The organism is Aeromonas sp. QDB68, assembly GCF_027707405.1.
GTDB classification, from domain to species: Bacteria; Pseudomonadota; Gammaproteobacteria; order Enterobacterales; family Aeromonadaceae; genus Aeromonas; species Aeromonas caviae.
On sequence record NZ_JAPCIQ010000074.1, the window covers coordinates 1 to 20,566 of the forward strand.

Genomic DNA, 20,566 nt, shown 5'->3' on the forward strand with positions numbered 1-20,566 from the left:
TCCGAAACCCAACAAGGAGTTTCGGATTCTTACACAGCCTGAGGATCGGTCAATGGATCCTTAACTGATCGGCATTACGTGCCTGGCACGCCCTCTTTTTTCTTGCCCCCCTGGCTATGACGACACCGGGGTCGCCTCCTCGCTCGTCAGTCCGGGTTTCAGGGCCAGCGTGAAGAGCGCCGCCACCATGTCGGACTGGGTGATGATGCCCACCAGCTGCTCCCCCTCCACCACCGGCATGTGGTGCAGCCCCCCGTCGGAGAAGGCCTCCACCAGGTCGTAGAGAGGCTGGTAGCGCCGCGCCGTCTGCACCTCCCGGGTCATCAGATCCGCGACCTGCTGCTGCTCGAGGGCCTCCTTCGCCCTCGGCTGGTGACCCGCCCGGTCGATCATCAGGTCGTGCAGGGTGATGATGCCGACCAGCCTCTCCCCCTCATCCACCACCGGCAGCGCCTTGATCTGGTGGTGGGAGAGCAGATGCCACGCCTCCATGGCGAGCGCCTGTGGCGTCGTCACGACGAGATCCCGCGACATCACATCCTGGCACCGTACCGTCTCCACTCGCCCCCGCAGGGCGTGAAGCTGGGCCTCCTGCAGCAGCTCCTGCAGATCCTGGCGGCTGATGTCCAGCAGCTCCCCGTGTTTTTCCAGGGCAAAGTCGATGTCCTGAGTGGCGAGCCGGGCACTCGGCTGGGGATCCGCCGTCTGGTGGCGATTGGGCGCCGCCTTGCCGCCATGGGGATAACGACGCCCCAGGGCGCGGTTGTAGAGCAAGCCCAGACTCAGCAGCAACAGGGAGTTGAGCAGCACCGGCAGCAGCACGTAGCCGACCCCGAGCGCCCGGATCCCCTCGCCGCCGATGACGGCGGTCAGGGCCACGGCGCCGCCGGGCGGGTGCAGGCTGCGGGTGAGGAACATGGCGGCGATGGCCAGCATCACCGCCAGGGCCGAGGCGATAGCCATGTCCGGCACCAGGTTCGCGCTCAATACCCCCATCAGGGCCGAGACCCCGTTGCCCACAAGGATGGACCAGGGCTGGGCCAGGGGGCTGGCCGGGGCGGCAAACAGCAGCACGGCGGAGGCCCCCATGGGGGCGATGAGCCAGTGCACCTCGAGCCCCAGCCCCCAGCGACACAGCAAGGCGGTGCCGAGCAAGCCGATGAGGGCGCCAAGGGCGCCGTAACAACTCTCTTTGACGCTGGTATTGGTCGATACCGGCAAAAAATCCCTGAACTGCATGGTGCTCCCGCGGACGATAACATTTATTTCAAATGCGCAATTCTAGCCACTTTCCCCCGTCCCAGACCAGCCCCCCGCTCCGCCATGGCCATCATCCGCACGCTTTTTCCCTTCTTAACATTGTCTTAAGAGTCCGCTGGCACCCTTTACGCCATCCCAACACTGGAGCCCAACGGTATGACTCACCTCAACGATGCCCTGCGCCGCTTCGACGGCCAACGCCGGGTCTGGACGGCGGGACTGGAGCGAACCCTGCTCGGCTGGCTTGCCAGTCGCAGCGCATTGCCGCCCTCTTCGCAGGCACCCCGCCGGATCCTGGTCATTCGCAGTACCAACCGCATCGGCAACAACCTCTTCCTGCTGCCCTTCCTGCACCAGCTTCATCGCGCCCATCCCCACGCCGAGCTGGAGCTGGTGTGCAGCCCCACCGCCCTGCTCCCCTTCCTGGCCGATCTGCCCCTGCGGCACATTCATCAGATCCGGTTGCAGGGCAGACACCTGCCGGGCGCCCTCTCGGCACTCTCGCGTCTGCGCCGCCAGCACTACGACAGGGTCTACGTCCCCTTCGCCTCCAGTACGGATCACTTCATCGCCGCCTGGGTACAGGCCCGGGAGAAATGCGGCTTCGACGATGGCCATGGGGATCTCATCTTCCCGCGTCCGCAGGCTCCGGACAGTGAGTGCCACTACGCCCACCAGCCCCTGCAACTGCTCGGCATACCGGGCAATCCGGCCAACCCCATCCCCCTTGGCAGCCTGTTGCAGGGGCCAAGCCCGGCCTTGAGTGCGCTGCGACGAGCCTATCCTGGCCGTCCTCTGATCGGCTTTTTCACCGGCGCCCGCAAGGGCAAGGGGCTCTCCCAGCCCCAGTGGCAGCGGTTGCTTGGGGATCTGCGCCGTCACAGCCCGGATTCCCTGCTGATCCAGCTCGCGGATCCCGCCGCCCCCGAGCACCTGCTCGGGGACGTGCACGTTTCCCTTGGCAACATGGGGGAGCTGGCCCGCTTCACGGGCGGCCTCTCCCTCTTCGTCAGCGCCGACACCGGTCCCCTGCACCTGGCTGCCGCCAGCGGTGTGCCCTGTCTTGGCCTCTTTACCCAGACCGACCCCGCCCGCTACGGGTGCCTGGGCGCCCAGCACCTCAATCTGGTGATCGAGGATCGCAATGCCATCCCCCTCGACCAACAGTGGCTGACCGAGGCGCTCGCAAGCGCCCCTCACCGGGTGACGATGTCGGTTTCCCCAACCCGCTACCTGCCCGCACCCCGGCCCGCCCTGATCCCCCTCTAGGGAGCGGCCATGCAAAAAAAGAGGGAAGGCTGTCGCCTTCCCTCTCTCGTCTTGGTGACACTCACCGGGCGCTCGTCCGGGTGAATGGAAGCCCTCAGGCCAGCTCGGCGCGCAGCGCCCGAGTCGCATCGACCATCACCTTCAGGGCAGCGGTGGTCTCTTCCCAGCCGCGGGTCTTGAGGCCGCAGTCCGGGTTCACCCAGAGCCGGTCTGCCGGGATTTGTTGCGCAGCCTTGCGGATGAGGTCTTCAATCCAGCCCTGGCTCGGTACGTTCGGCGAGTGGATGTCGTAGACGCCCGGACCGATCTCGTTGGGGTAGTTGAAGCGCTCGAACGCTTCGAGCAACTGCATCTGGCTGCGGCTCGTCTCGATGGTGATCACATCCGCGTCCAGCGCCGCCACCGCCTCGATGATGAGGTTGAAGTCGCTGTAACACATGTGGGTGTGGATCTGGGTGCTGTCCACCACCGGGCTTGCACTCAGGCGGAAGGCGCGCACCGCCCAGTCCAGATAGGCCTGGTGATCCTGCTTGCGCAGGGGCAGCCCTTCGCGGATCGCCGGCTCGTCGATCTGGATGATCTTGATGCCGGCGGCTTCCAAGTCAGCCACCTCGTCGCGAATGGCCAGGCCAATCTGCAGGGCGGACTGCTCGCGGCTCACGTCTTCCCGCGGGAAGGACCAGCAGAGAATGGTCACGGGGCCGGTCAGCATGCCCTTCACCGGCTTGTCGGTCAGGCTCTGGGCAAACTTCGTCCACTCAAGGGTCATGGGGGTCGGACGGTCGATGTCACGGGTGATCACCGGCGGCTTGACGCAGCGGGAGCCATAGCTCTGTACCCAGCCAAATCGGGTGATGGCAAAGCCGTCCAGCAGCTCCCCGAAATACTCCACCATGTCGTTGCGCTCGGCCTCGCCGTGCACCAGCACGTCCAGCCCGATGGCCTCCTGGCGCTCAATCGCATCCTTGATCTGGGCCTGGATGCCCGCCTCGTAGGCCTGGTCATCGATGCGCCCGGCACGCCAATCCTGACGCAGCACCCGGATTTCAGAGGTCTGCGGGAAGGAGCCGATGGTGGTGGTGGGCAGGAGCGGCAGCTTCAGATCCGAGCGCTGCGCGTCGGCACGCACCGGGTAGGCGCTCTGGCGATCGAAGTCACTGTTGGTCAGGCTGGCGAGGCGCGACTGCACCACCTTCTTGTGAACCCGGCTGTCAGACTCCCGATCCACGATGGGCTGGCTGTAAGCCTCGATTTTGTCCAGGGCGCCACCGTCCAGGTAGTCGGACAGCAGCCCCAGCTCATAGCACTTTTGCAGGGCAAAGGCGAACCAGCTGCGAGTCTGGGGATCCAGCTCGTGCTCCAGGGTCAAATCCACCGGGCTGTGCAGCAAGGAACAGGAGGAGGCCACCCAGAGGCGCTCGCCAAGCTTTTCTTTCAAGGCCTTGAGGGTCGGCGCCAGCTTGGCCAGGTTGGCACGCCAGACGTTGCGGCCGTTGATGACACCCGCCGAGAGTACCCACTGTGCCGGCAGGTGCGGGACCAGGGTCTCCAGCTGCTCGGGGGCTGCCACCAGATCCAGGTGCAGGCCGTCCACCTTCAGACTGGTGATGATGTCGCGCTGATGGGCCACGGACCCGAAGTAGGTGGTGAGCAGCAGCTTGCAGGGGCCGCTCAGGCGCTCATATGCCTTGAGGTAGGCCAGGCGCCACTCGTCCGGCAGGTCCAGCGCCAGAGCCGGCTCGTCGATTTGCACCCACTCCACCCCCTGGGCCGCCAGTTTGGCCAGGATCTCCTGGTAGACGATCAGCAGGCGATCCAGCAGTTCGAGGCGGGAGAAGCCGCTCTCTTTCTCCTTGCCAAGCCACAGGTAGGAGACGGGGCCCAGCAACACCGCCTTGGCCGGCAGCCCAAGGGCCTTGGCCTCTTCCACCTCGTCAAAGAGCTGGCTCCAGCCCAGCTTGAAGCGCTGGTCACGGTAAAATTCCGGCACTAGGTAGTGGTAGTTGGTGTTGAACCATTTGGTCATCTCGGCAGCGGCCGCCGCCGGGCCGGTCGGCGCACGGCCACGGGCCACCCGGAACAGGGTGTCGAGGTCGGTGTCGCCGTGGCGGTGACGGGCAGGCACGGCGTCCACCAGCAGGCTGGTACCCAGCACCTGATCGTACCAGGCAAAATCCCCCACCGGCAGCAGGTTGACCCCGGCGGTACGCTGGGCCTGCCAGTGGCGCTCACGCAGGCTCTTGCCCACGGCGACCAGCTCGGCCTGGGTGGTTTCGCCACGCCAGTAGGATTCGAGGGCAAATTTCAGTTCGCGCTTGGCGCCGATACGGGGAAAGCCCAGGGTGTGTGCGAAGGTCATAGGTTCCATTCCTTATGCTCGTTTATCTGATGAGGATCTGGATTGTTTGGCCATCCAGATGTTTACACATCCAAAATGACAAGATAAGGTGACCTTGGCTATTGAATCCTCTTCAACTGGCTCTCAAGAATTTCTCAACTGACGCACAAAGGAGCAGTGCCATGGTCGCGCCCACCCCATCCAGCCCCCCTCAGAGCAGCAATCTGGGCATCGATCTCAAACACCTGAAGACCATCAGCGCCCTGGCCGAGCAAGGGTCCCTGGCCGGGGCCGCACTCACCCTCAACCTCACCCAGTCCGCCCTCTCCCACCAGCTCAAGGAGCTGGAGACCCGCCTCAATCTGGAGCTGTTTCTTCGAAAAAGCCGCCCTCTGGTGCTGACGGCGGCAGGCCAGCATCTGCTGGCCCTGGCCCGTCAGGTGCTGCCCGCCCTGGCCCAGACCGAGCGCCAGCTGGTCGCCCTGCACAGCGGCGAGGCGGGCAGGCTGCATCTGGCCCTCGATTGCCACAGCTGCATCCAGTGGCTGCTCCCGCTGTTGCCGGACTTTCGCCGCCAGTGGCCCGGCGTGGATCTGGAGGTGGAGTCGGTGCCGGGTTTCGATGCCATCAGTGCCCTGCTTGGCGGCCAGCTCGACCTGCTACTCACCTCGGATGTACAGGCCCGCGGGGATCTTCATTTCGAGCCGCTGTTCGCCTTCGATCTCACCCTGGTGATGGCGCCGGATCACCCCCTCTGCCAGCAGCGGCGCATCACACCGGACGATCTGCGACCGGAGGTGCTGCTGGTCTACCCGGTGGAACGGGCACGCATGGATGTGTTCAGCCGTTTCCTGCAACCGGCCGGGGTGGAGCCCGCCCGCTGCAAACCGGTGGACAACACCTCGGTCATGCTGCAGATGGCCGCCGCCGGGCTCGGGCTCGCCGCCCTGCCCCGCTGGGCCAGCGAGGAGTTCGTGCGCCAGGGCCTGCTTGAGGCGCGCCCTCTCGGGGAGGGCATTCGCCGCCACATGTATGGCGCCGTGCGCGCCGCCGACAAAGATCAGGCCTGCCTGCAGAGCCTGTTCGAGCGCATCCGCACCCGGATGGCGGCCCAGTAAGCCGGGCACAAAAAAGCCGCCAGGATCAGGCGGCTTTCATCACGGGTTGCCCGCGCAGACGAAGAGTCGGGTATCAGCATTCATCACCCCTCACCCCACCCAGCCTTCGCGGGCAGTTGCCACACAGTTCCCCATCCCGGCGCTTGTAGTGCAGGCAGCAGCGCTGGCGCACATAGCCCGGGAAGGCCTCGTCCCGGGGCAGGCCTGCTTCGCACCAGCCCGTCAGATGTGCCGACGGCAGGCCACAGGATTCAAGCCAGAGGGGAGCATGGGACCTCACCTCCTCCCGACTCACCTCCCCGAAGAAATCGGGCACCCGCACCAGGGCCGCCAGCAGATCGTCCGCCAGGAGCGGGCGCACGAAACCGGGGCGCAGCCGCTGCGCCGTCCCAAGGAGGGTGAACTGCCCCTGCCAGTGCGCCTGGAGTCGCTCCCCGGCCGTCTTGATCAACACGCCGACCTCCCCTTTGATCATGGGCTCGGCCGGCAGGGTAAAGCCCGACACCACGCCGGCCTCATGCCCCTGTCCCAGCCTGTCGAGGGCAGGCACGGCCTGATGGCGGTAGACGGCCACCATGGCGAGATAGATGGATTGCCAGCAGAGCATGCCCCAGCTGCGGGTGAGCCAGTAGGCGGGTCCCGCCTCCGGGTGTGCCTGCTGCCAGTGCGCATGGAGGGCTGCGGCCACCTCGGCCGACGTCGCTCCGGTGGCATCCGTCAGTGGCGGACGCACGTCACCGGCCGCCACCAGGTTCCCCTTGAGGGACGGGATCAGGCTGGCCGCCGCCGCGAACAGGGCCTGGTGATCCGAGACGAGGGCGCGTTCCGCGTCCGCTTTTTCCCGGCCAAGGCCGTGCTCCCGACCAAGGCTGCGCGGCACACCGCGCGCCCTCTCCTCGCCCATTCGTTGAAAGGGCCCCGGGCGCGTGCCGGGGCGCAAGGTCAGAATGCGTATTTGAGTCGCGCCTCCACGCTTCGTTCGGCCCCGAACCAGCAGTTGTTCTGGTCGTAGCAGGAGTAGTAGGTCTTGTTGAACAGGTTGCTGGCGCCAAGCGATACCCCTACCCCTTTCAGGCTTGCGCTGAGGGCGGCGAGATCGTAGGAGGCGGACATGTCCATCAGGAGGTAGTCCGGTACCTTGTCGGTGTTGGCGGCATCCATCTCGGCCTCCCCCACGTAGCGCAGGCCGGCGCCCACTCGCATCCCCTCGAGGTTGCCGCCGGGGTAGTAGTTGCTCCACAGCGACGCCATCTGTCTGGGGACCCAGACCGGCGTCTTGCCCTGCAACGTGGTGGTATCGCGCGTGATCTCCATGTCCATCAGGGTGTAGTTGAGGGCCAGATCCAGCTGGCTGGTGAGATCGGCTCTCCCCTCAAGCTCGATACCCCTGGAGACCGTCTCCCCGGTCTGCAGCTTGGGCCCGTAGACATTGTCCGGATCCGTCACCAGGGCATTCTTCTTGGTGATGTGGAACGCCGACAGCGTCGCCGTCTTGCTCATGTCGTCGGAGAGGAACTTGACGCCCCCTTCCCACTGATGACCGGTCGCCGGTTTGAACGCCTGACCCTGCTTGTCCGCCCCCGGCACCGGCTCGAAACTCTCGGCATAGCTCGCATAGGGGGAGAAGCCGCCATCCAGCTCATAGAGGGCGCCGACGCGGAAGGAGAGGTTGTCCTGATCGATGTGGGCCAGGGACTGGCTGTCCGCCCCCTGATAGAGGGTCCGGCTGTCGGTGTCCATCCGGTAGCGGTCGTAGCGGGCGCCGCCGATGGCCACCAGTCGATCGAGGCGCACCTGATCCTGCAGATAGACGCCGGTCTGGGACTGACGGATCACCTTTTTATCCTGGTAGTTGAAAGTGAGTGCCTCTGGGACTATCTGGCTATGGTTCGGGTTGAAAATGTCGATGCTGGGCGCCGAGTAGTCGAGGGTATCCCGGTAGAGGATATGGGCATCCAGGTACTGGTAATCGACCCCGAGCAGCAGGTTGTGCTGGGCAGAGCCCGTCTGCACCTTGCCCGCCAGCTGGTTGTCGATGACAACGCCGCGAGAGTCTTCATCGGTGAGATAGGCGTTGCGGGCCAGGGTGCGGTTGTCCGCCGCCAGGGCCGCGTTGTAGGTGTTGCGCTGATAGGCGGACGCATCCATGTAGCGGGCATTTTGCAGCACCTGCCAGCGCTCGTTGAAGTCGTGGCTCAGCTTGTAGCCCAACAGGGTCACATCCCGGTTGTACTCGTTCCAGTTCTCGTCGCCAAGGAAGGTGTCGCTGCCAAGCTGTCCCAGGGGGTTGGACTTGGCCGAGCCGCTGGCGGGCACAGTGGTGTAGATGCCGGCCTCGGGATCCTTCTGGTAGTAAAGGTTGAGGTTCAGCAGGGTGCGCTCGCCGAGCTGCCAGTCCAGGGACGGCGCAAAGACGTAGCGCTCCTCCTTCGAGGTCACCGCCTGGCCATCCTTCTCCCGTGCCAGTCCCACCAGCCGATAGGCGAGCTGCTCGTTGATGGCACCGGTGCTGTCGAGGGTCATCTCCTTGAGGGTGCCCGTGCCGGTCGCCACGCTCACGTTGTGCTTGCTCTCCCGCTGGGGGCGCTTGGCGATGAGGTTGACCATGCCGCCGGGGGGCATGCTGCCATAGAGCACCGATGTCGGCCCCTTGAACACCTCCAGCTGCTCGATGGCCACCGGATCTATCTGGGGTTGCAGGTTCCAGTCGTTGTACTGGAGCAGCAGGCCGTCATAGAAGTTCTGGTAGTTGTCAAAGCCACGGATGTTGAACAGATCCAGCCGATTGACCGCCCCGCCCCGCAGCTCGGTGTTGACGCCGGGCACGTAGCGCAGCGCCTCGCTCACCGAACTGACGCCGCGCAGCGACAGGGTCTCCCCATCCACCACCGAGATGGCCTGGGGCGTCTCGATGGGGTCGAGCCGGGTCTTGGTCGCGGTGTTGCGATAGGTCTGGCCGAGCACGGTCAGGGTCTCGTCGGCGGTGGCCGTATCCTGGCTGTCGGACGCGGCGGCCTGTACAGAGCCTGCAAGCAGGGTGGAGATGGTCACGGCGACCAGGGTCAAAGGGGGGTGAACAAGCTGCATCTGATCCTCGATTACTTACTGCATATGAATGGTAACAAATATCATTTGCATTTTATTGTTCTATTTTGCCCCGATATTAACAATTTGGGGCATGTTGGCGGGGAAGCGGGGAAAGCGAGGGTGGTAGGCACGCCATCTGCTATCGGAGGCAACATGGCAACGCCGTCGAGGCTCTCAGGGAACACCCATCATGGCCGCCTGATGAAGGTCACCGCCTTCACTTTCACAGCCAACTAGCAAGTAACCATCACATATTCAGAACATGGCGGCATATTAACCCCCATATTCACACTCATCAGACAAGTATGGTCGCGTTCTCCCTCCCCTTGTTGATCCTGGTCAATCGCTATTGATAAAGGAGGCGATAGCATGCCCACCCTTTTATCAGCCCTGATTGAGACAATACCAAGCCATCAGCACACGCCTATGAATGAGACCGCCCACCAAAATCTGCACTGCGATACCCAGCTCAACTTCACCTTCGGAGTCATCATCCTGACCCTGCTTATCGCCCTGAGACCGTCAGTGTCAGCATCCGGACCTCTGCCGAGCGCAAGTACCACAAGGTGGCGGCCATGTTCGTGCACAACATGGCGACCCAGTCCATCGAGCCACAGTTCAAGTCACTGGAGCATGTCCTCAACGAAACGGGCAGTGTCATCGATGAATCAGGCCTGGATGCCTTCCTCAATGAGGATCACACGCCCCTTGGCCTCTCCCTGATGCAAACGTTGGCGCTCACCCCCTATGTGAAGAGCATCCTGCTCGCCGATCCACAGGGGCGGTTCAACTCCGTCCCCCATCTGCCGGTCGGGGAGCACGTTGATGCCAAGGAGCGACCCTGGTTTCTCGCGGCCGCCGTGCGAACCCTCTTCGTGCACTACACCGACCACTACCCCAGCAAGTTCGATGACAAGAGCCGCAGCGTCTCCGTCTCCCGCCCCCTGATCAACAAGGAGGGGGTCTTCCTCGGCACCCTGGCCATGAACGTGGATCTCGAGCAGATGAGCTATCCCCTGCGTCAGCTCATGAGCCCTCTCAAGGGGGAGTTCTACCTGGTCGATCGGGCGGGCGACATCCTGCTGCACTCGGATGTGGGGAACCTGTTTCGCCATCGCGTGGACCGCCGGCTCATCGAGCAGATGACCAACGGCGCCGACCACCTCTTCGATGCAAAGCGCCAGACCCACCTCTACTACTACTCCTTCTCCAACCCGGACTGGTTCGTCATCTATGCCGTCAGCGATGCCAGGTTCAAGGAGGTGAGCAGCCGCGAGTCCTACCAGATCCAGATCACCCTGGTGGGCAGCATGCTGATCTGCCTGCTCTGCTGGTGGTCCTTGCGTCATGTGCTCAGCAAGATGATCTTCGAGATCATCGCCCTGATGCGCGCCGGACGCATCCACGCGGGCAAACCGGGGGATCAGTTGCGCCAGGAGATCCAAAGCGGCCATCGCCAGATGCTGGAAGCCGTGGAGGCGTCCAACACGGATGCCCTCACGGGTCTGTTCAATCGCCGCTGCTTTGACAAGGCACTCGACGACCAGCTGATTGCCGGCCGCCCTTTCTGCCTGGGGTTGATCGATCTGGACAACTTCAAATCCATCAATGACACCCACGGCCACCCGGTCGGTGACGAGGTCCTGCGGGCGGTGGCCCGGGAAGGGCGGCAGATTGCAGGCCAGGAGGCCACCCTCTACCGCTACGGCGGCGAGGAGCTGGCCATCATCATTCCCGGGGAGGACAGCGTCAGAGCACTGACGCTGCTCGAGCAGTGGCGCACCCAGGTGGCACAGCGGCCATGGCGCGAACCGGAACTGGTGGTGACCTTCTCTGCCGGGCTGGGACTGTGGCGACAGGAGTCCGCCGAGCAACTGCTGGCGCGGGTCGATCAGGCGCTCTATCAGGCCAACGATGCCGGCAAGAATCGGGTGCACCATGCCGACTGATCCCCTGGCACAGCGTCTGCGTCTGGCCATCGTGCTCGGGCTCCTCTTGCTGGTCGGCCTCACCGCCCTCAACCTCCTGCAGGCGGCCAGCGGCCTTCGCAAGGACAACGCGCGCAGCCTGAACCATGCCCGGGCCATGATAGAGAGTGCCATCAACGACAGTCAGTCCCTGGTCGAGGCCGCCCGCCCCCTCGCCATGGGCCGCTGCCAGGATGAGCAACTGGCCCTGCGCGACCTCATCACCGCCTCCCCCTATGCGCGGGCACTCTATGTGCTGGAGGGGCAGCAACTGCGCTGTACCACCCTGCACAGGCCCATCCTCACCCGGGATATTCCCCGTGGCCCGGCAGGCAACCAGACGCTGCTCCTCGCCAGACATAGCCCCATCACCGGGCAGACCGCCATCCTCTCCTGCTGGTGGAGCTGGACGGCTTCCACATCTTCGGCGCCTTGCAGGCCGTGATGGGAGAGGACAACCTCTTCTTCCTCCTCGGGGACCAGGCCCTCGATGGCCACGGCAGGACCCTGCCCGCAGCCCGCCTGCTGGAAGGGGGACAACGTCTGCAACAGAGCGATCCCACCGCTCATCCCTATCGCCTGGTGGCGCTCAACGGTTACAAGGAAGTGCTGGCGTTTGCCTGGGCGTACAACCAGGAGAACCTGCTTGCCGCCCCTGTGCTGGCGCTGTTGCTGGGGCTGCTCACCTTCTATCTGAGGGGGCGCAGCGGCTCCCCTCGCAGCGAGCTTGCCAGAGCCATGGCGGCCCGGGAGTTCATCCCCCACCTGCAACCCGTGATGGACAAACAGGGGCGCCTGCGCGGTTGTGAAGTGCTGATGCGCTGGCGTCATCCCACACAAGGGATGATTGCCCCCAACCACTTCATTCCCCTCGCAGAGGAGTGCGGCTACATAGTGCCGATGACCCGCCAGTTGATGGCCCAGACCCGGGATTATCTGGTCGGGGTGGCCAACAGGCTGCCCCCCGGCTTTCACGTCGCCGTCAATGTCTGCGCCCAGCACTTCAAAAATCAGGACATCGTCGCCGAGTGCAGCGACTTTCTTCACGCCTTCCCGGGCCAGGATCTGCGCCTGGTGCTCGAGGTGACGGAGCGGGAGATGGTGGATGCGGACGAGCAGACCCGCGCCATCTTCGATGCCCTGGACGAGCTGGGCGTGCTCATCGCCATCGATGACTTTGGCACCGGCCACTCCAGCCTCTGCTATCTGCAGATGTTCCATGTGGACATCATCAAAATCGATCGCAGCTTTATCAAGGGAATGAAAGAGGAAGGCCCCTCCCGCCATATCGTCGAAAACATCCTGGATCTCGCCCATCGCATGGGGCTGGCTCTGGTCGCCGAGGGGGTGGAGACCCAGGAGCAGGTCGAGATGGCACGCCACTATGGCATCGACTACCTGCAGGGCTTCTACTTCGCCAAGCCGCTGCCACCGGCCCAGTTCACTGATCTCCTGACCAGCGCCACACGCCCGGAGCCATCCCGGCGCCATGCCGGGGTGAGCCTTCTTCCCTAACGGGGGGCGACGGGCAGCCAGTACTCCATGGTGGCGTCGGGCTGCTGGCCGTCAAAGCCGGGGGCATAGCGCTCCAGTTCGAAACCGTCCAGCCCCCGGTATGCCGACTCCGGCAGCCAGTGCAGGATGAACCAGTGCAGGCTCTCCCCCAGCTGGGCAATGGGTCCTTTGTGGGTGAGCACGGCATACTCCTGGGCCGGCACGTTGAGACTCGACAGGCCGGGGGGCGTAGGCGCCGTCGTGGCCACTCCGGCCCAGTAAGGCAGCCGCTCCCCTGCCCCCGACACATCCACCACCCCCAGCCACTCCCTCGACAGGTCCAGCGCCCCCGTCTCGCGCAGCGCTCGCCAGATGGCGGGCACCGTCTGCTGAAAATCCGGTGAGGCATCGAACAACCCCCGGATCGTGCCCCTGACCCCCTGCAAGGTGAACGCCGGCAGGCTCTCTATGCGCACCTGCACCAGGTTGGGAGAGGCAGAGCGGGGGACCGCCGCCCGCACCAGGGGCGTGCGCAGCCCCAGCCGCACGGCCCGCTTGCGATACGCCAGCGGCGAGCAGCCAAATTGCTGCTTGAAGGCGCGGCTGAAACTCACTTCCGAGCCAAACCCGTGATCCAGCGCCACATCCAGCACCCGCAGCCGGGTGGAGAGCAGCGCCTCCGCCGCCATGCTCAGCTTCAGCTCGCGCACATAGTGAGCCACCGTCTGGCCCGTCTCATGCAGGAATACCCGTTGCAACTGCCAGCGGGACCAGCAGCTCTGCCGGGCCAGCGCCTCCAGGGAGAGCGGCTGATCCAGATTGGCATGGATGTAGTCGAGCACTCGCTCGATGCGGGTGAGATGGGTGCGCGCCTCGGGTGCCGGCTCACGGAGTGGGTGGGGAGAAGTCGGTGTCATGATGTGCTTGAGACCACGCCAGCAGAGGGCGCTCTGGCCCGGGAGGGCCACATTAAACAGGGGTGTCGCGCCGACCGCAAGGCCGGCGCACCGCCTGGCTATTCATCCCGCCTCGCTCAAGGTAGACGGCTCTGGCCATGCTCGGCAAAGTGGCTGCGAAGGGCGCTGATCACCCGCCGCACCTTCTCCGGGATCTCCCGCTGGGGGGTGATGGCATGGATCTCCATGGGAGGGGCCCAAAAGCCCGGCAGCAGCACGAGTAATCGACCGGTGGCGATATCTTCTTCTATTTCACCTTCCGGTTGCAGCGAAATCCCCTGCCCTGCCAGGGTAAACTGGCGCAGGGGCAAGACGTTGTTGCACAGCACCCTGGGCTTGGGCTTGATCTTGTGGGCCTCCCCCTTCTCGTCCAACAGCAGTATCCCGCCCCCCAGCATGTCCGAGGCCAGCCAGTCGTGGGCCAGCAGATCTGCCGGGCTGCGCGGCGTGCCCTTGCGTGCCAGATAGGCGGGCGAGGCACACAGCAGCATCCGGGTCTGACCCAGCCTGCGCGCCACCAGGGTGGAATCTTCAAGCGTGCCGACCCGCAGCGCCACGTCGATGCGATCCTTGATGAGATCCCGCTTCTCGTCGTCGGCAATGATCTGGATGCCCAGGCCGGGGTGAGCCTGCAGCAGCGGCGAGAGCGCCCGCGCCAGGGGCTGGCCGGCCATCCCCACCGGCGCGGTGATCCGCACTTCTCCGAGCAGGCTGTCGCGCACCTCCGAGAGGCGCAGCTCGGTGTCGTTCAAGGTCTGCTGCAACGACTGGCAGCCCTGCCACACCACCTCCCCCGCCTCGGTCAGGCTGAGGCGGCGGGTGGAGCGGTGCAGCAGGGGCAGACCGAGCTGGCTCTCCAGTTGACTGATATGCTGGCTGACGGCGGACGGGGTCATGCCGAGGGCCTTGGCGGCGCCGGTCATGCTGCCCGCCTCCACCACGGCGGCGAAGATGGCGTAGCGTCTGAGCTGATCCATTATGAAGCCCTGCTTACAAGTGAATGCAATTTTAAGTGGATTATTAAGTCACACTCGGGGGCGTAGGATAGCCCCATTCCCACAGTGAAGGAGAATTCCCATGAAGATTGCCCTCATCGGTGCCAGCGGTTTTGTCGGTTCAGCCATCCTCCAGGAGGCCGTCAGCCGCGGTCATCAGGTCACCGCCATCGTGCGTGACGTGAGCAAGGTCGCCGCTCACCCGCAAGTCACCGCAGTGGCGGTGGACGCACAGGACAGCCAGGCACTGGCCAAGGTGCTCAAGGGGCACGATCGGGTGATCAGTGCCTACAACCCGGGCTGGAGTGCCCCGGACATCTACGATCAGTACCTCAAGGGGGCCAGCGCCATCGTGGCCGCCGCCGTCGCGGCCAACAGCTGGCTGCTGGTGGTCGGCGGTGCCGGCAGTCTGGAAATCGCCCCGGGCGTGCAGCTGGTGGACACCCCGGAGTTCCCGGCAGAGTGGAAGCAAGGGGCCCTCGCGGCCCGGGATGGTCTCACCGCCCTTCGCCGGGAAACCACCCTCGACTGGCGTTTCGTCTCCCCACCGGTGTTCCTCGAACCCGGCGAGAAGCGCGGCGGTTACCGCCTTGGCACGGATCAGGTGCTGTTCAGCGGCGAGCAGCCCGCCGGGATCACGGTCGGCGATCTGGCGGACGGGGTGCTGAACGAGGTGCAAGCACCGGCTCACCTGCGCCAGCGTTTCACTCTGGGTTATTGAGGAAAGGCGCGCCAGCAACCCTTCCCATGACAGTCACACGGAGGGAGGCGGATGCCTCCCTCCGCCTTTTCTCTCCCGCGTCTATTCCGTCACGCCAATGTCGCCCTCACCCGGTACGGCAGATCGCCACCTGAGCCGCCCGATGCTCGTTCTATTCGCTCAAGTCCGAATTCCATTTCGAATTTTGTATATAACTAAGAATATTTTGTTGCTTCCACCTTATAACCTCGAACAGTAGCATCACCCTCAACCCAAACGGCGCCACTCAAGAAGAGTGCGCCCCGGTTTCGCAACACCCCGCACGCCGGGGCACGCAGACCCCGTTCACGGAAAGTGAGGAGATGCCCATGACCACCCCATCATTGCCGATCATCGATCTCGCCGCCCTCAAGGGCACCCCGGCTGCACGCAGCCAGATGCTGGCGCAGCTTGGCCAGGCCGCCCGCGAAGTGGGCTTTTTCTATCTGGTGGGCCATGATCTGAGCGAATCGGCGCGCCAGGAGACACTGGCGCTCGCCGCCCGCTTCTTCGCCCTGCCACTTGAAGAAAAACTGGCGGTGCAGATGGTCCACTCCCCCCACTTTCGCGGCTACAACCAGGTGGGGGCAGAGCTCACCCGGGCACGGCCGGATCTGCGGGAGCAGTTCGATATCATGAACGAGGCCCAGGCCCTGCCTGTGGCGCACATTCGTGAACCCTGGCAGCGCCTCATCGGCCCCAACCAGTGGCCCGCCGCCCTGCCCGAGATGAAGACACGGCTGCTGGCATGGCAGGATCGACTGAGCGACATCACCCTCACCCTGCTGGACGCCTTCGCAGAGGTGCTGGGGCAGCCCGCCGGAGTATTTGATGAGAGCATTCGCGGTGCCCCCTACCAGCACATGAAGCTCATTCACTACCCCGGACAACCGGAAGGCAGCAGTGGTCAGGGGGTAGGTGCCCACAAGGATCCCGGCTACCTGACGCTGGTGATGCAGGACGATCACTCCGGGCTCGAGGTGGAGACGGCGGATGGCTGGATCCCCGCGCCCCCCCTGCCGGGCGCCCTGGTGGTCAACATCGGTGAGCTGCTGGAGCTCGCGTCCGACGGCTACCTCAAGGCCACCCTGCACCGGGTGGTGAGCCCGCCTCCCGGGGTATCGCGCCTCTCCTGCGCCTTCTTCATGGCGGCAAGGCTGGATGCGACTGTGCCACTGCTTAGCCTCTCCCCCGAGCTGGCGGCACTGGCCGAAGGGCCCCAGAGCGATCCCGCCAACCCGCTCTTTTATCAGGTGGGGGAAAACGTGCTCAAGGGGAGGCTGCGCTCCCACCCGGATGTGGCGGCCCGCCACTATGCAGACGAGCCGCAGCGCTAGCCTGACAACGCCGCCACACCACATTAGAAAAGGGGCGCGACGGCGCCCCGGATAACACAAGCAGTCGGGCAACAGCCTGGCAATGACGGAGTACAAAAATGAAATTCAAGACCATGAGCGTGCACAGCGGCCAGCGGATCGATCCCCAGACCGGCGCCCTCACCACCCCGCTCTACCAGAGCAGCACCTTCAGCTACTTCAACGCCCAGGCGGGCAAGGAGCGCTTCGCCGGTCAGGCGCCCGGCTTCATCTACAGCCGCTTTGGCAACCCCACCACTGCCGAACTGGAGCAGAAGCTGGCAGCCCTCGAAGGTGCAGATGAGGCACTGGTGGTGGCCAGCGGCATGGCGGCGGTGAGTGCCATCATGTATGCCCTGGCCGACAGCGGTGATGAAGTGGCCTATATCGGCCCCCTCTACGGCGGCACCGATGCCTTCCTCAAGCAGACCTTCAGTCGCGCCGGAATCAAGATCACCGCCTACGAGAGCGATCAGGCGCTGCTGGCCAACATCCGCCCCGCCACCAAGGTGGTACTCTTTGAAACCCTGACCAACCCCACTCTCAAGGTGGTGGATCCGCGGGTGGTGGTGGAGGCGGCCCGCAAGGTGGGTGCCATCACTGTGTGTGACAACACCTTCCTCACCCCCTATCTGCTGCGCCCGCTCGAGCTTGGCATCGACATCGTCATGCACAGCGGCACCAAGTACCTGGGCGGTCACGGCGACATCATCGCCGGGGTGGTGGCGGGTCGTCATGAGCTGATGAAGTCGATTCGCACCGTGGCCCTCAAGCACATCGGCTCTCCCATCGGCCCACAGGAGGCCTACCTGCTGCAACGGGGGGTCAAGACCCTTCCCCTGCGCATGGATGCCCACCTGCACAACGCCCAGAAGGTGGCCGAGTTCCTGGATGCCCACCCGGCGGTGAAGAAGGTGATCTACCCGGGCCTTGCCAGCCATCCGGGCCACGATGCCCTCGGCGCCTTCGCCAGCGGCTTTGGCGGCATGGTGAGCATCGAGCTGGAAGGCGGGTTTGAGCGCTGCGCCACCCTGCTCGACAACCTGCAACTCTTCGTGCAGGCGGTGAGCCTCGGCGATCTCGAGAGCCTCGCCTGCCATCCGGCCAGCACCACCCACGCAGCCATGGACGAGGCGAGCCGCCTCGCCGCCGGAGTCAATGACGATCTCATCCGCTTCAGCATCGGGGTGGAAGACGCCGACGATCTGATTGCCGATCTGGCCGCCGCCCTGGCCCTCCTCTGATATCCAGTAGCGATCCGGGGGAGTGACGCAATAAAAAAAGGGAAGGCAATGCCTTCCCTTTCTCTTTTCTGCCCGGCGCCCTCATCAGGCGTCGTGGTAATCCTGGCAGGCGCTCAGGGTGTTCTCCATCAGGCTGGCGACCGTCATGGGGCCCACGCCCCCCGGTACCGGCGTGATGAAGGCGGCGTGATTGCGCGCGGTCTCATACTCCACATCTCCCACCAGGGAGCCGTCCGCAAGGCGGTTGATGCCCACGTCGATCACCAGGGCACCGGGTTTGACCCACTCCCCCGGAATGAAGTTGGGCTTGCCCACCGCCACGACCAGCAAGTCGGCCCGGCGCACCTGGGTCTCCAGATCCTGGGTGAAGCGGTGACAGGTGGTGGTGGTGCAACCGGCCAGCAGCAGCTCCAGCGTCATGGGACGCCCCACGATGTTGGAAGCCCCGACCACCACCGCATGCAGACCATGGGTCTTGACGCCTGTGGTCTCGATCAGGGTCATGATCCCCTTGGGGGTGCAGGGTCGCAGCGCCGGGATGCGCTGGGCCAGACGACCCACGTTGTAGGGATGGAAGCCATCAACGTCCTTGTCGGGACGAATGCGCTCCAGCACCTGGGTGGTATCGCAGTGAGCCGGCAAGGGCAACTGCACCAGGATGCCGTCCACTTCCGGATCCTCGTTGAGCTGGTCGATCAGGGACAGCAGCTCCGCTTGTGTCGCCGTGGCGCTGAGGTCATAGGAGCGGGAAACAAATCCCACCTCTTCACAAGCGCGACGTTTGCTGCCCACATAGACTTGGGAGGCCGGATCCAGCCCCACCAGGATCACCGCCAGACCCGGTGCCCGTTTCCCCTGCGCCAACCGCTGTTGGACTTGCGCGGCGACCTGATTGCGAATCGTTTGCGCAACCTGTTTTCCATCAATGATTTTGGCAGACATCGTTCTTCACTCACCATGTGTTCAACTGCGGCGCATTGTCGCATTTTTTTGGCGCGGGTGTTAGCGGCTCTCGCAGGGAGGGCAATAAGTAGGCACTTGAATTTACTGGCGGAAAAAGTCGTTGACGCTGACTTTGGCGCTTGGGTATGATGCCCGCCCGTTGCCCAGTGGTGCCGCCGAAGGTATGCTGGATGGCGAATTTTCGGTGATTAGCGCAGCCCGGTAGCGCATCTGGTTTGGGACCAGAGGGTCAAAGGTTCGAATCCTTTATCACCGACCAGGTTCATCGGGAAATCCCCGGGTTTCTTGATACAACGCGCCCTTAGCTCAGTCGGATAGAGCAACGGCCTTCTAAGCCGTGGGTCGCAGGTTCGAATCCTGCAGGGCGCGCCATTTAAAATGTGTTTTAAATCATTGAGTTATTGATGAAGAGTGTGACTTATCGTCCATTCGGCAGATTATCTCAGGATGACCTTGGCCAGGCCTTGGCAGACACAAAATGGCGATGATTTCAGTGGTGGTTGTAGCTCAGTTGGTAGAGTCCCGGATTGTGATTCCGGTTGTCGTGGGTTCGAGCCCCATCAGCCACCCCATTATTTCTCTGTTGTTGCTATCTGTTGCGTAAGAAAGGCTTTAATATGGCCAGCAACTCATCTGCAAGGCAGACTTCGCGCTATTTATGCGCGGCGATAAACCGGCCCCGCGCCAGTTTTTTTGTTTTAGCGAACAAAATAACGCCTATGGAGGCGGCCTATGTCTCTTCGTAATCCAGCTCGCAAGCAGCCCGCTCGCCAGCCCTCCCCCACGACGGGTAACCCCGCCCTCGATCTCTTCCACCGCAACTGGCAAGCGCTCGAAAAGCTACAGGCAAAAATCGACAAGCAAACCCTCAACGGCCGCGATATCTATCAGCGCTTCACCAGCGACATCGAACCCCTTGAGCGTCAACAATGCGAGCTCATCTTTGCCCTCACCAAGCGACTGACCGACTTTACGGCTCGCAAGAGCTTTACCCAGTGGCAACGGGAGACCTTGCACCACTGGATCCACGATCTCATCAACTATCTCGAGTCCAATCCGTTTCGTGGCGAGATGGATTTGGCCCCCCTCTATCACCAAATCCAAACCAATACCGCCCTGCACATGGATGACGAACAGCTCGACTATCAGTGTGATGAACTTACCCATATGCTGATGGAAACTTGTGGTCACTGCCCCGAAGACATCGACACCTTGCGCGATATGGTCAAAAACCCCGCTCTGTTGCACGAGTACCTGATAAACGCGGCGAAGCAGAAAATGGCCAACGGGAGTGACACCGCTGGTGAGGAAGAGGATGCCCTCTTCGATGATGATGAGTTGTTTGCCGATGAGTCCCCCTTCGGCGCTGAGCAGCAAGATGCTTTTGCCCACACGCGCACCCGTCGTGAGCAAGAGGAAGAGATGCGCATCGAACAGCTGTTCAGCAAATCCAGCCTCAAGCAGCTCTATCGCAAGCTCGCCCTGGCGCTGCACCCGGATCGGGAACCCGACCCCGCCATGCAGGCGGAAAAGACCCGCATCATGGGCCAACTCAGTCAGGCTTGGGAAAACAAAGAGATGTTCACCCTGTTACAGCTGGCCCACGCTCACCTACCCGAGTTCGATAACCTGCTCAGTGACGAGAACCTCGCTTACCTCAACCCGATGCTGAAACGCCAGCTACGCGAGCTCGAAGTCAGCTACTACGGCGGGCAAGACGGGCTAATGGGCGCGGTGCTGCACAAATTCAAGCAATCATCCAAGAAAAAGACCGAGCAGGC

The 20,566-nt window shown here is 63.6% G+C and carries 17 protein-coding genes and 3 tRNA genes; 13 read left to right on the forward strand and 7 right to left on the reverse strand.

Features of this window, described 5'->3' with window-relative positions; translation table 11 throughout:
- Nucleotides 1-114: 114 nt before the first annotated feature.
- Nucleotides 115-1,239 (reverse strand): HPP family protein, encoded by a 1,125-nt coding sequence (locus PG892_RS17105; protein WP_052815445.1) that lies wholly within the window; start codon nt 1,237-1,239, stop codon nt 115-117.
- 177 nt (nt 1,240-1,416) lie between these two features.
- On the opposite strand from PG892_RS17105, the gene PG892_RS17110 reads away from it, so the two are divergent.
- Nucleotides 1,417-2,529 carry a glycosyltransferase family 9 protein gene (locus tag PG892_RS17110; protein ID WP_201872817.1) on the forward strand — a complete coding sequence of 371 codons (1,113 nt, stop codon included), beginning with the start codon at nt 1,417-1,419 and terminating at the stop codon, nt 2,527-2,529.
- Nucleotides 2,530-2,623: 94 nt separating this feature from the next.
- Here PG892_RS17110 and metE read toward each other — a convergent pair whose 3' ends face one another.
- Nucleotides 2,624-4,888: a 5-methyltetrahydropteroyltriglutamate--homocysteine S-methyltransferase gene (metE, locus tag PG892_RS17115; protein ID WP_052815308.1), complete on the reverse strand. Its 2,265-nt coding sequence runs from the start codon at nt 4,886-4,888 to the stop codon at nt 2,624-2,626.
- A 161-nt stretch (nt 4,889-5,049) separates the two neighbouring features.
- Between metE and PG892_RS17120 the strand changes: the two genes are divergently transcribed.
- Nucleotides 5,050-5,985, forward strand: coding sequence for a LysR substrate-binding domain-containing protein (locus tag PG892_RS17120; RefSeq protein ID WP_043156436.1), 936 nt, complete (start codon nt 5,050-5,052; stop codon nt 5,983-5,985).
- A gap of 73 nt (nt 5,986-6,058) precedes the next feature.
- Here the strand turns inward: PG892_RS17120 and PG892_RS17125 are convergent, their stop codons facing one another.
- Together PG892_RS17125 and PG892_RS17130 are read right to left on the reverse strand one after the other, a co-directional pair.
- Nucleotides 6,059-6,865 carry a siderophore ferric iron reductase gene (locus tag PG892_RS17125; protein ID WP_052815307.1) on the reverse strand — a complete coding sequence of 269 codons (807 nt, stop codon included), beginning with the start codon at nt 6,863-6,865 and terminating at the stop codon, nt 6,059-6,061.
- Nucleotides 6,866-6,927: 62 nt separating this feature from the next.
- On the reverse strand, nt 6,928-9,072 hold the full coding sequence (locus PG892_RS17130) for a TonB-dependent siderophore receptor (RefSeq protein WP_048207832.1): 2,145 nt from the start codon (nt 9,070-9,072) through the stop codon (nt 6,928-6,930).
- Here PG892_RS17130 and PG892_RS17135 point away from each other — a divergent pair.
- The 4 genes from PG892_RS17135 to PG892_RS17150 all read left to right on the forward strand — a co-directional run bounded on the left by PG892_RS17135 (nt 9,058) and on the right by PG892_RS17150 (nt 12,554).
- A complete protein-coding gene (locus PG892_RS17135) occupies nt 9,058-9,309 on the forward strand; it encodes a hypothetical protein (RefSeq protein ID WP_270825612.1) in 252 nt (83 codons plus the stop codon). The genes PG892_RS17130 and PG892_RS17135 overlap by 15 nt on opposite strands.
- 338 nt (nt 9,310-9,647) lie before the next feature.
- Entirely contained in the window at nt 9,648-11,021 is a 1,374-nt protein-coding gene (locus PG892_RS17140; RefSeq protein WP_111896726.1) for a sensor domain-containing diguanylate cyclase, read from the forward strand.
- Complete coding sequence (locus PG892_RS17145) at nt 11,011-11,484, forward strand: CSS-motif domain-containing protein (protein ID WP_162540610.1); 474 nt, start codon at nt 11,011-11,013, stop codon at nt 11,482-11,484. Before PG892_RS17140 ends, PG892_RS17145 begins: the two co-directional genes overlap by 11 nt.
- A complete protein-coding gene (locus tag PG892_RS17150; RefSeq protein ID WP_162540609.1) occupies nt 11,439-12,554 on the forward strand; it encodes an EAL domain-containing protein in 1,116 nt (371 codons plus the stop codon). Before PG892_RS17145 ends, PG892_RS17150 begins: the two co-directional genes overlap by 46 nt.
- On the opposite strand, the gene PG892_RS17155 is transcribed toward PG892_RS17150, so the two are convergent.
- Together PG892_RS17155 and PG892_RS17160 are read right to left on the reverse strand one after the other, a co-directional pair.
- Nucleotides 12,551-13,450 (reverse strand): AraC family transcriptional regulator, encoded by a 900-nt coding sequence (locus tag PG892_RS17155; RefSeq protein ID WP_111896730.1) that lies wholly within the window; start codon nt 13,448-13,450, stop codon nt 12,551-12,553. The two genes, PG892_RS17150 and PG892_RS17155, sit on opposite strands and share 4 nt — an antisense overlap.
- A 116-nt stretch (nt 13,451-13,566) precedes the next feature.
- Nucleotides 13,567-14,466 carry a LysR family transcriptional regulator gene (locus tag PG892_RS17160; protein ID WP_069785645.1) on the reverse strand — a complete coding sequence of 300 codons (900 nt, stop codon included), beginning with the start codon at nt 14,464-14,466 and terminating at the stop codon, nt 13,567-13,569.
- Nucleotides 14,467-14,566: 100 nt separating this feature from the next.
- On the opposite strand from PG892_RS17160, the gene PG892_RS17165 reads away from it, so the two are divergent.
- The 3 genes from PG892_RS17165 (at nt 14,567) to PG892_RS17175 (ending at nt 17,822) form a co-directional block, all read left to right on the forward strand.
- On the forward strand, nt 14,567-15,205 hold the full coding sequence (locus PG892_RS17165; RefSeq protein ID WP_257711771.1) for an NAD(P)-dependent oxidoreductase: 639 nt from the start codon (nt 14,567-14,569) through the stop codon (nt 15,203-15,205).
- A 347-nt stretch (nt 15,206-15,552) separates the two neighbouring features.
- The gene (locus PG892_RS17170) at nt 15,553-16,560 is read left to right on the forward strand and encodes an isopenicillin N synthase family dioxygenase (RefSeq protein WP_257711770.1); all 1,008 of its coding nucleotides are present in this window, start codon (nt 15,553-15,555) and stop codon (nt 16,558-16,560) included.
- A 98-nt stretch (nt 16,561-16,658) separates the two neighbouring features.
- A complete protein-coding gene (locus PG892_RS17175; protein ID WP_042863960.1) occupies nt 16,659-17,822 on the forward strand; it encodes a trans-sulfuration enzyme family protein in 1,164 nt (387 codons plus the stop codon).
- 84 nt (nt 17,823-17,906) lie between these two features.
- Here the strand turns inward: PG892_RS17175 and folD are convergent, their stop codons facing one another.
- Entirely contained in the window at nt 17,907-18,764 is an 858-nt protein-coding gene (folD, locus tag PG892_RS17180) for a bifunctional methylenetetrahydrofolate dehydrogenase/methenyltetrahydrofolate cyclohydrolase FolD (RefSeq protein WP_010674955.1), read from the reverse strand.
- 203 nt (nt 18,765-18,967) lie between these two features.
- On the opposite strand from folD, the gene PG892_RS17185 reads away from it, so the two are divergent.
- The 4 genes from PG892_RS17185 to PG892_RS17200 form a co-directional block, all read left to right on the forward strand.
- Nucleotides 18,968-19,044: transfer RNA gene (locus tag PG892_RS17185), tRNA-Pro, on the forward strand.
- A 36-nt stretch (nt 19,045-19,080) separates the two neighbouring features.
- Nucleotides 19,081-19,157, forward strand: a tRNA-Arg gene (locus PG892_RS17190).
- A gap of 124 nt (nt 19,158-19,281) precedes the next feature.
- Nucleotides 19,282-19,357: transfer RNA gene (locus tag PG892_RS17195), tRNA-His, on the forward strand.
- A gap of 160 nt (nt 19,358-19,517) precedes the next feature.
- Nucleotides 19,518-20,566: J domain-containing protein (locus tag PG892_RS17200; RefSeq protein WP_111896729.1), on the forward strand; the 1,049-nt coding region annotated here is incomplete at its 3' end.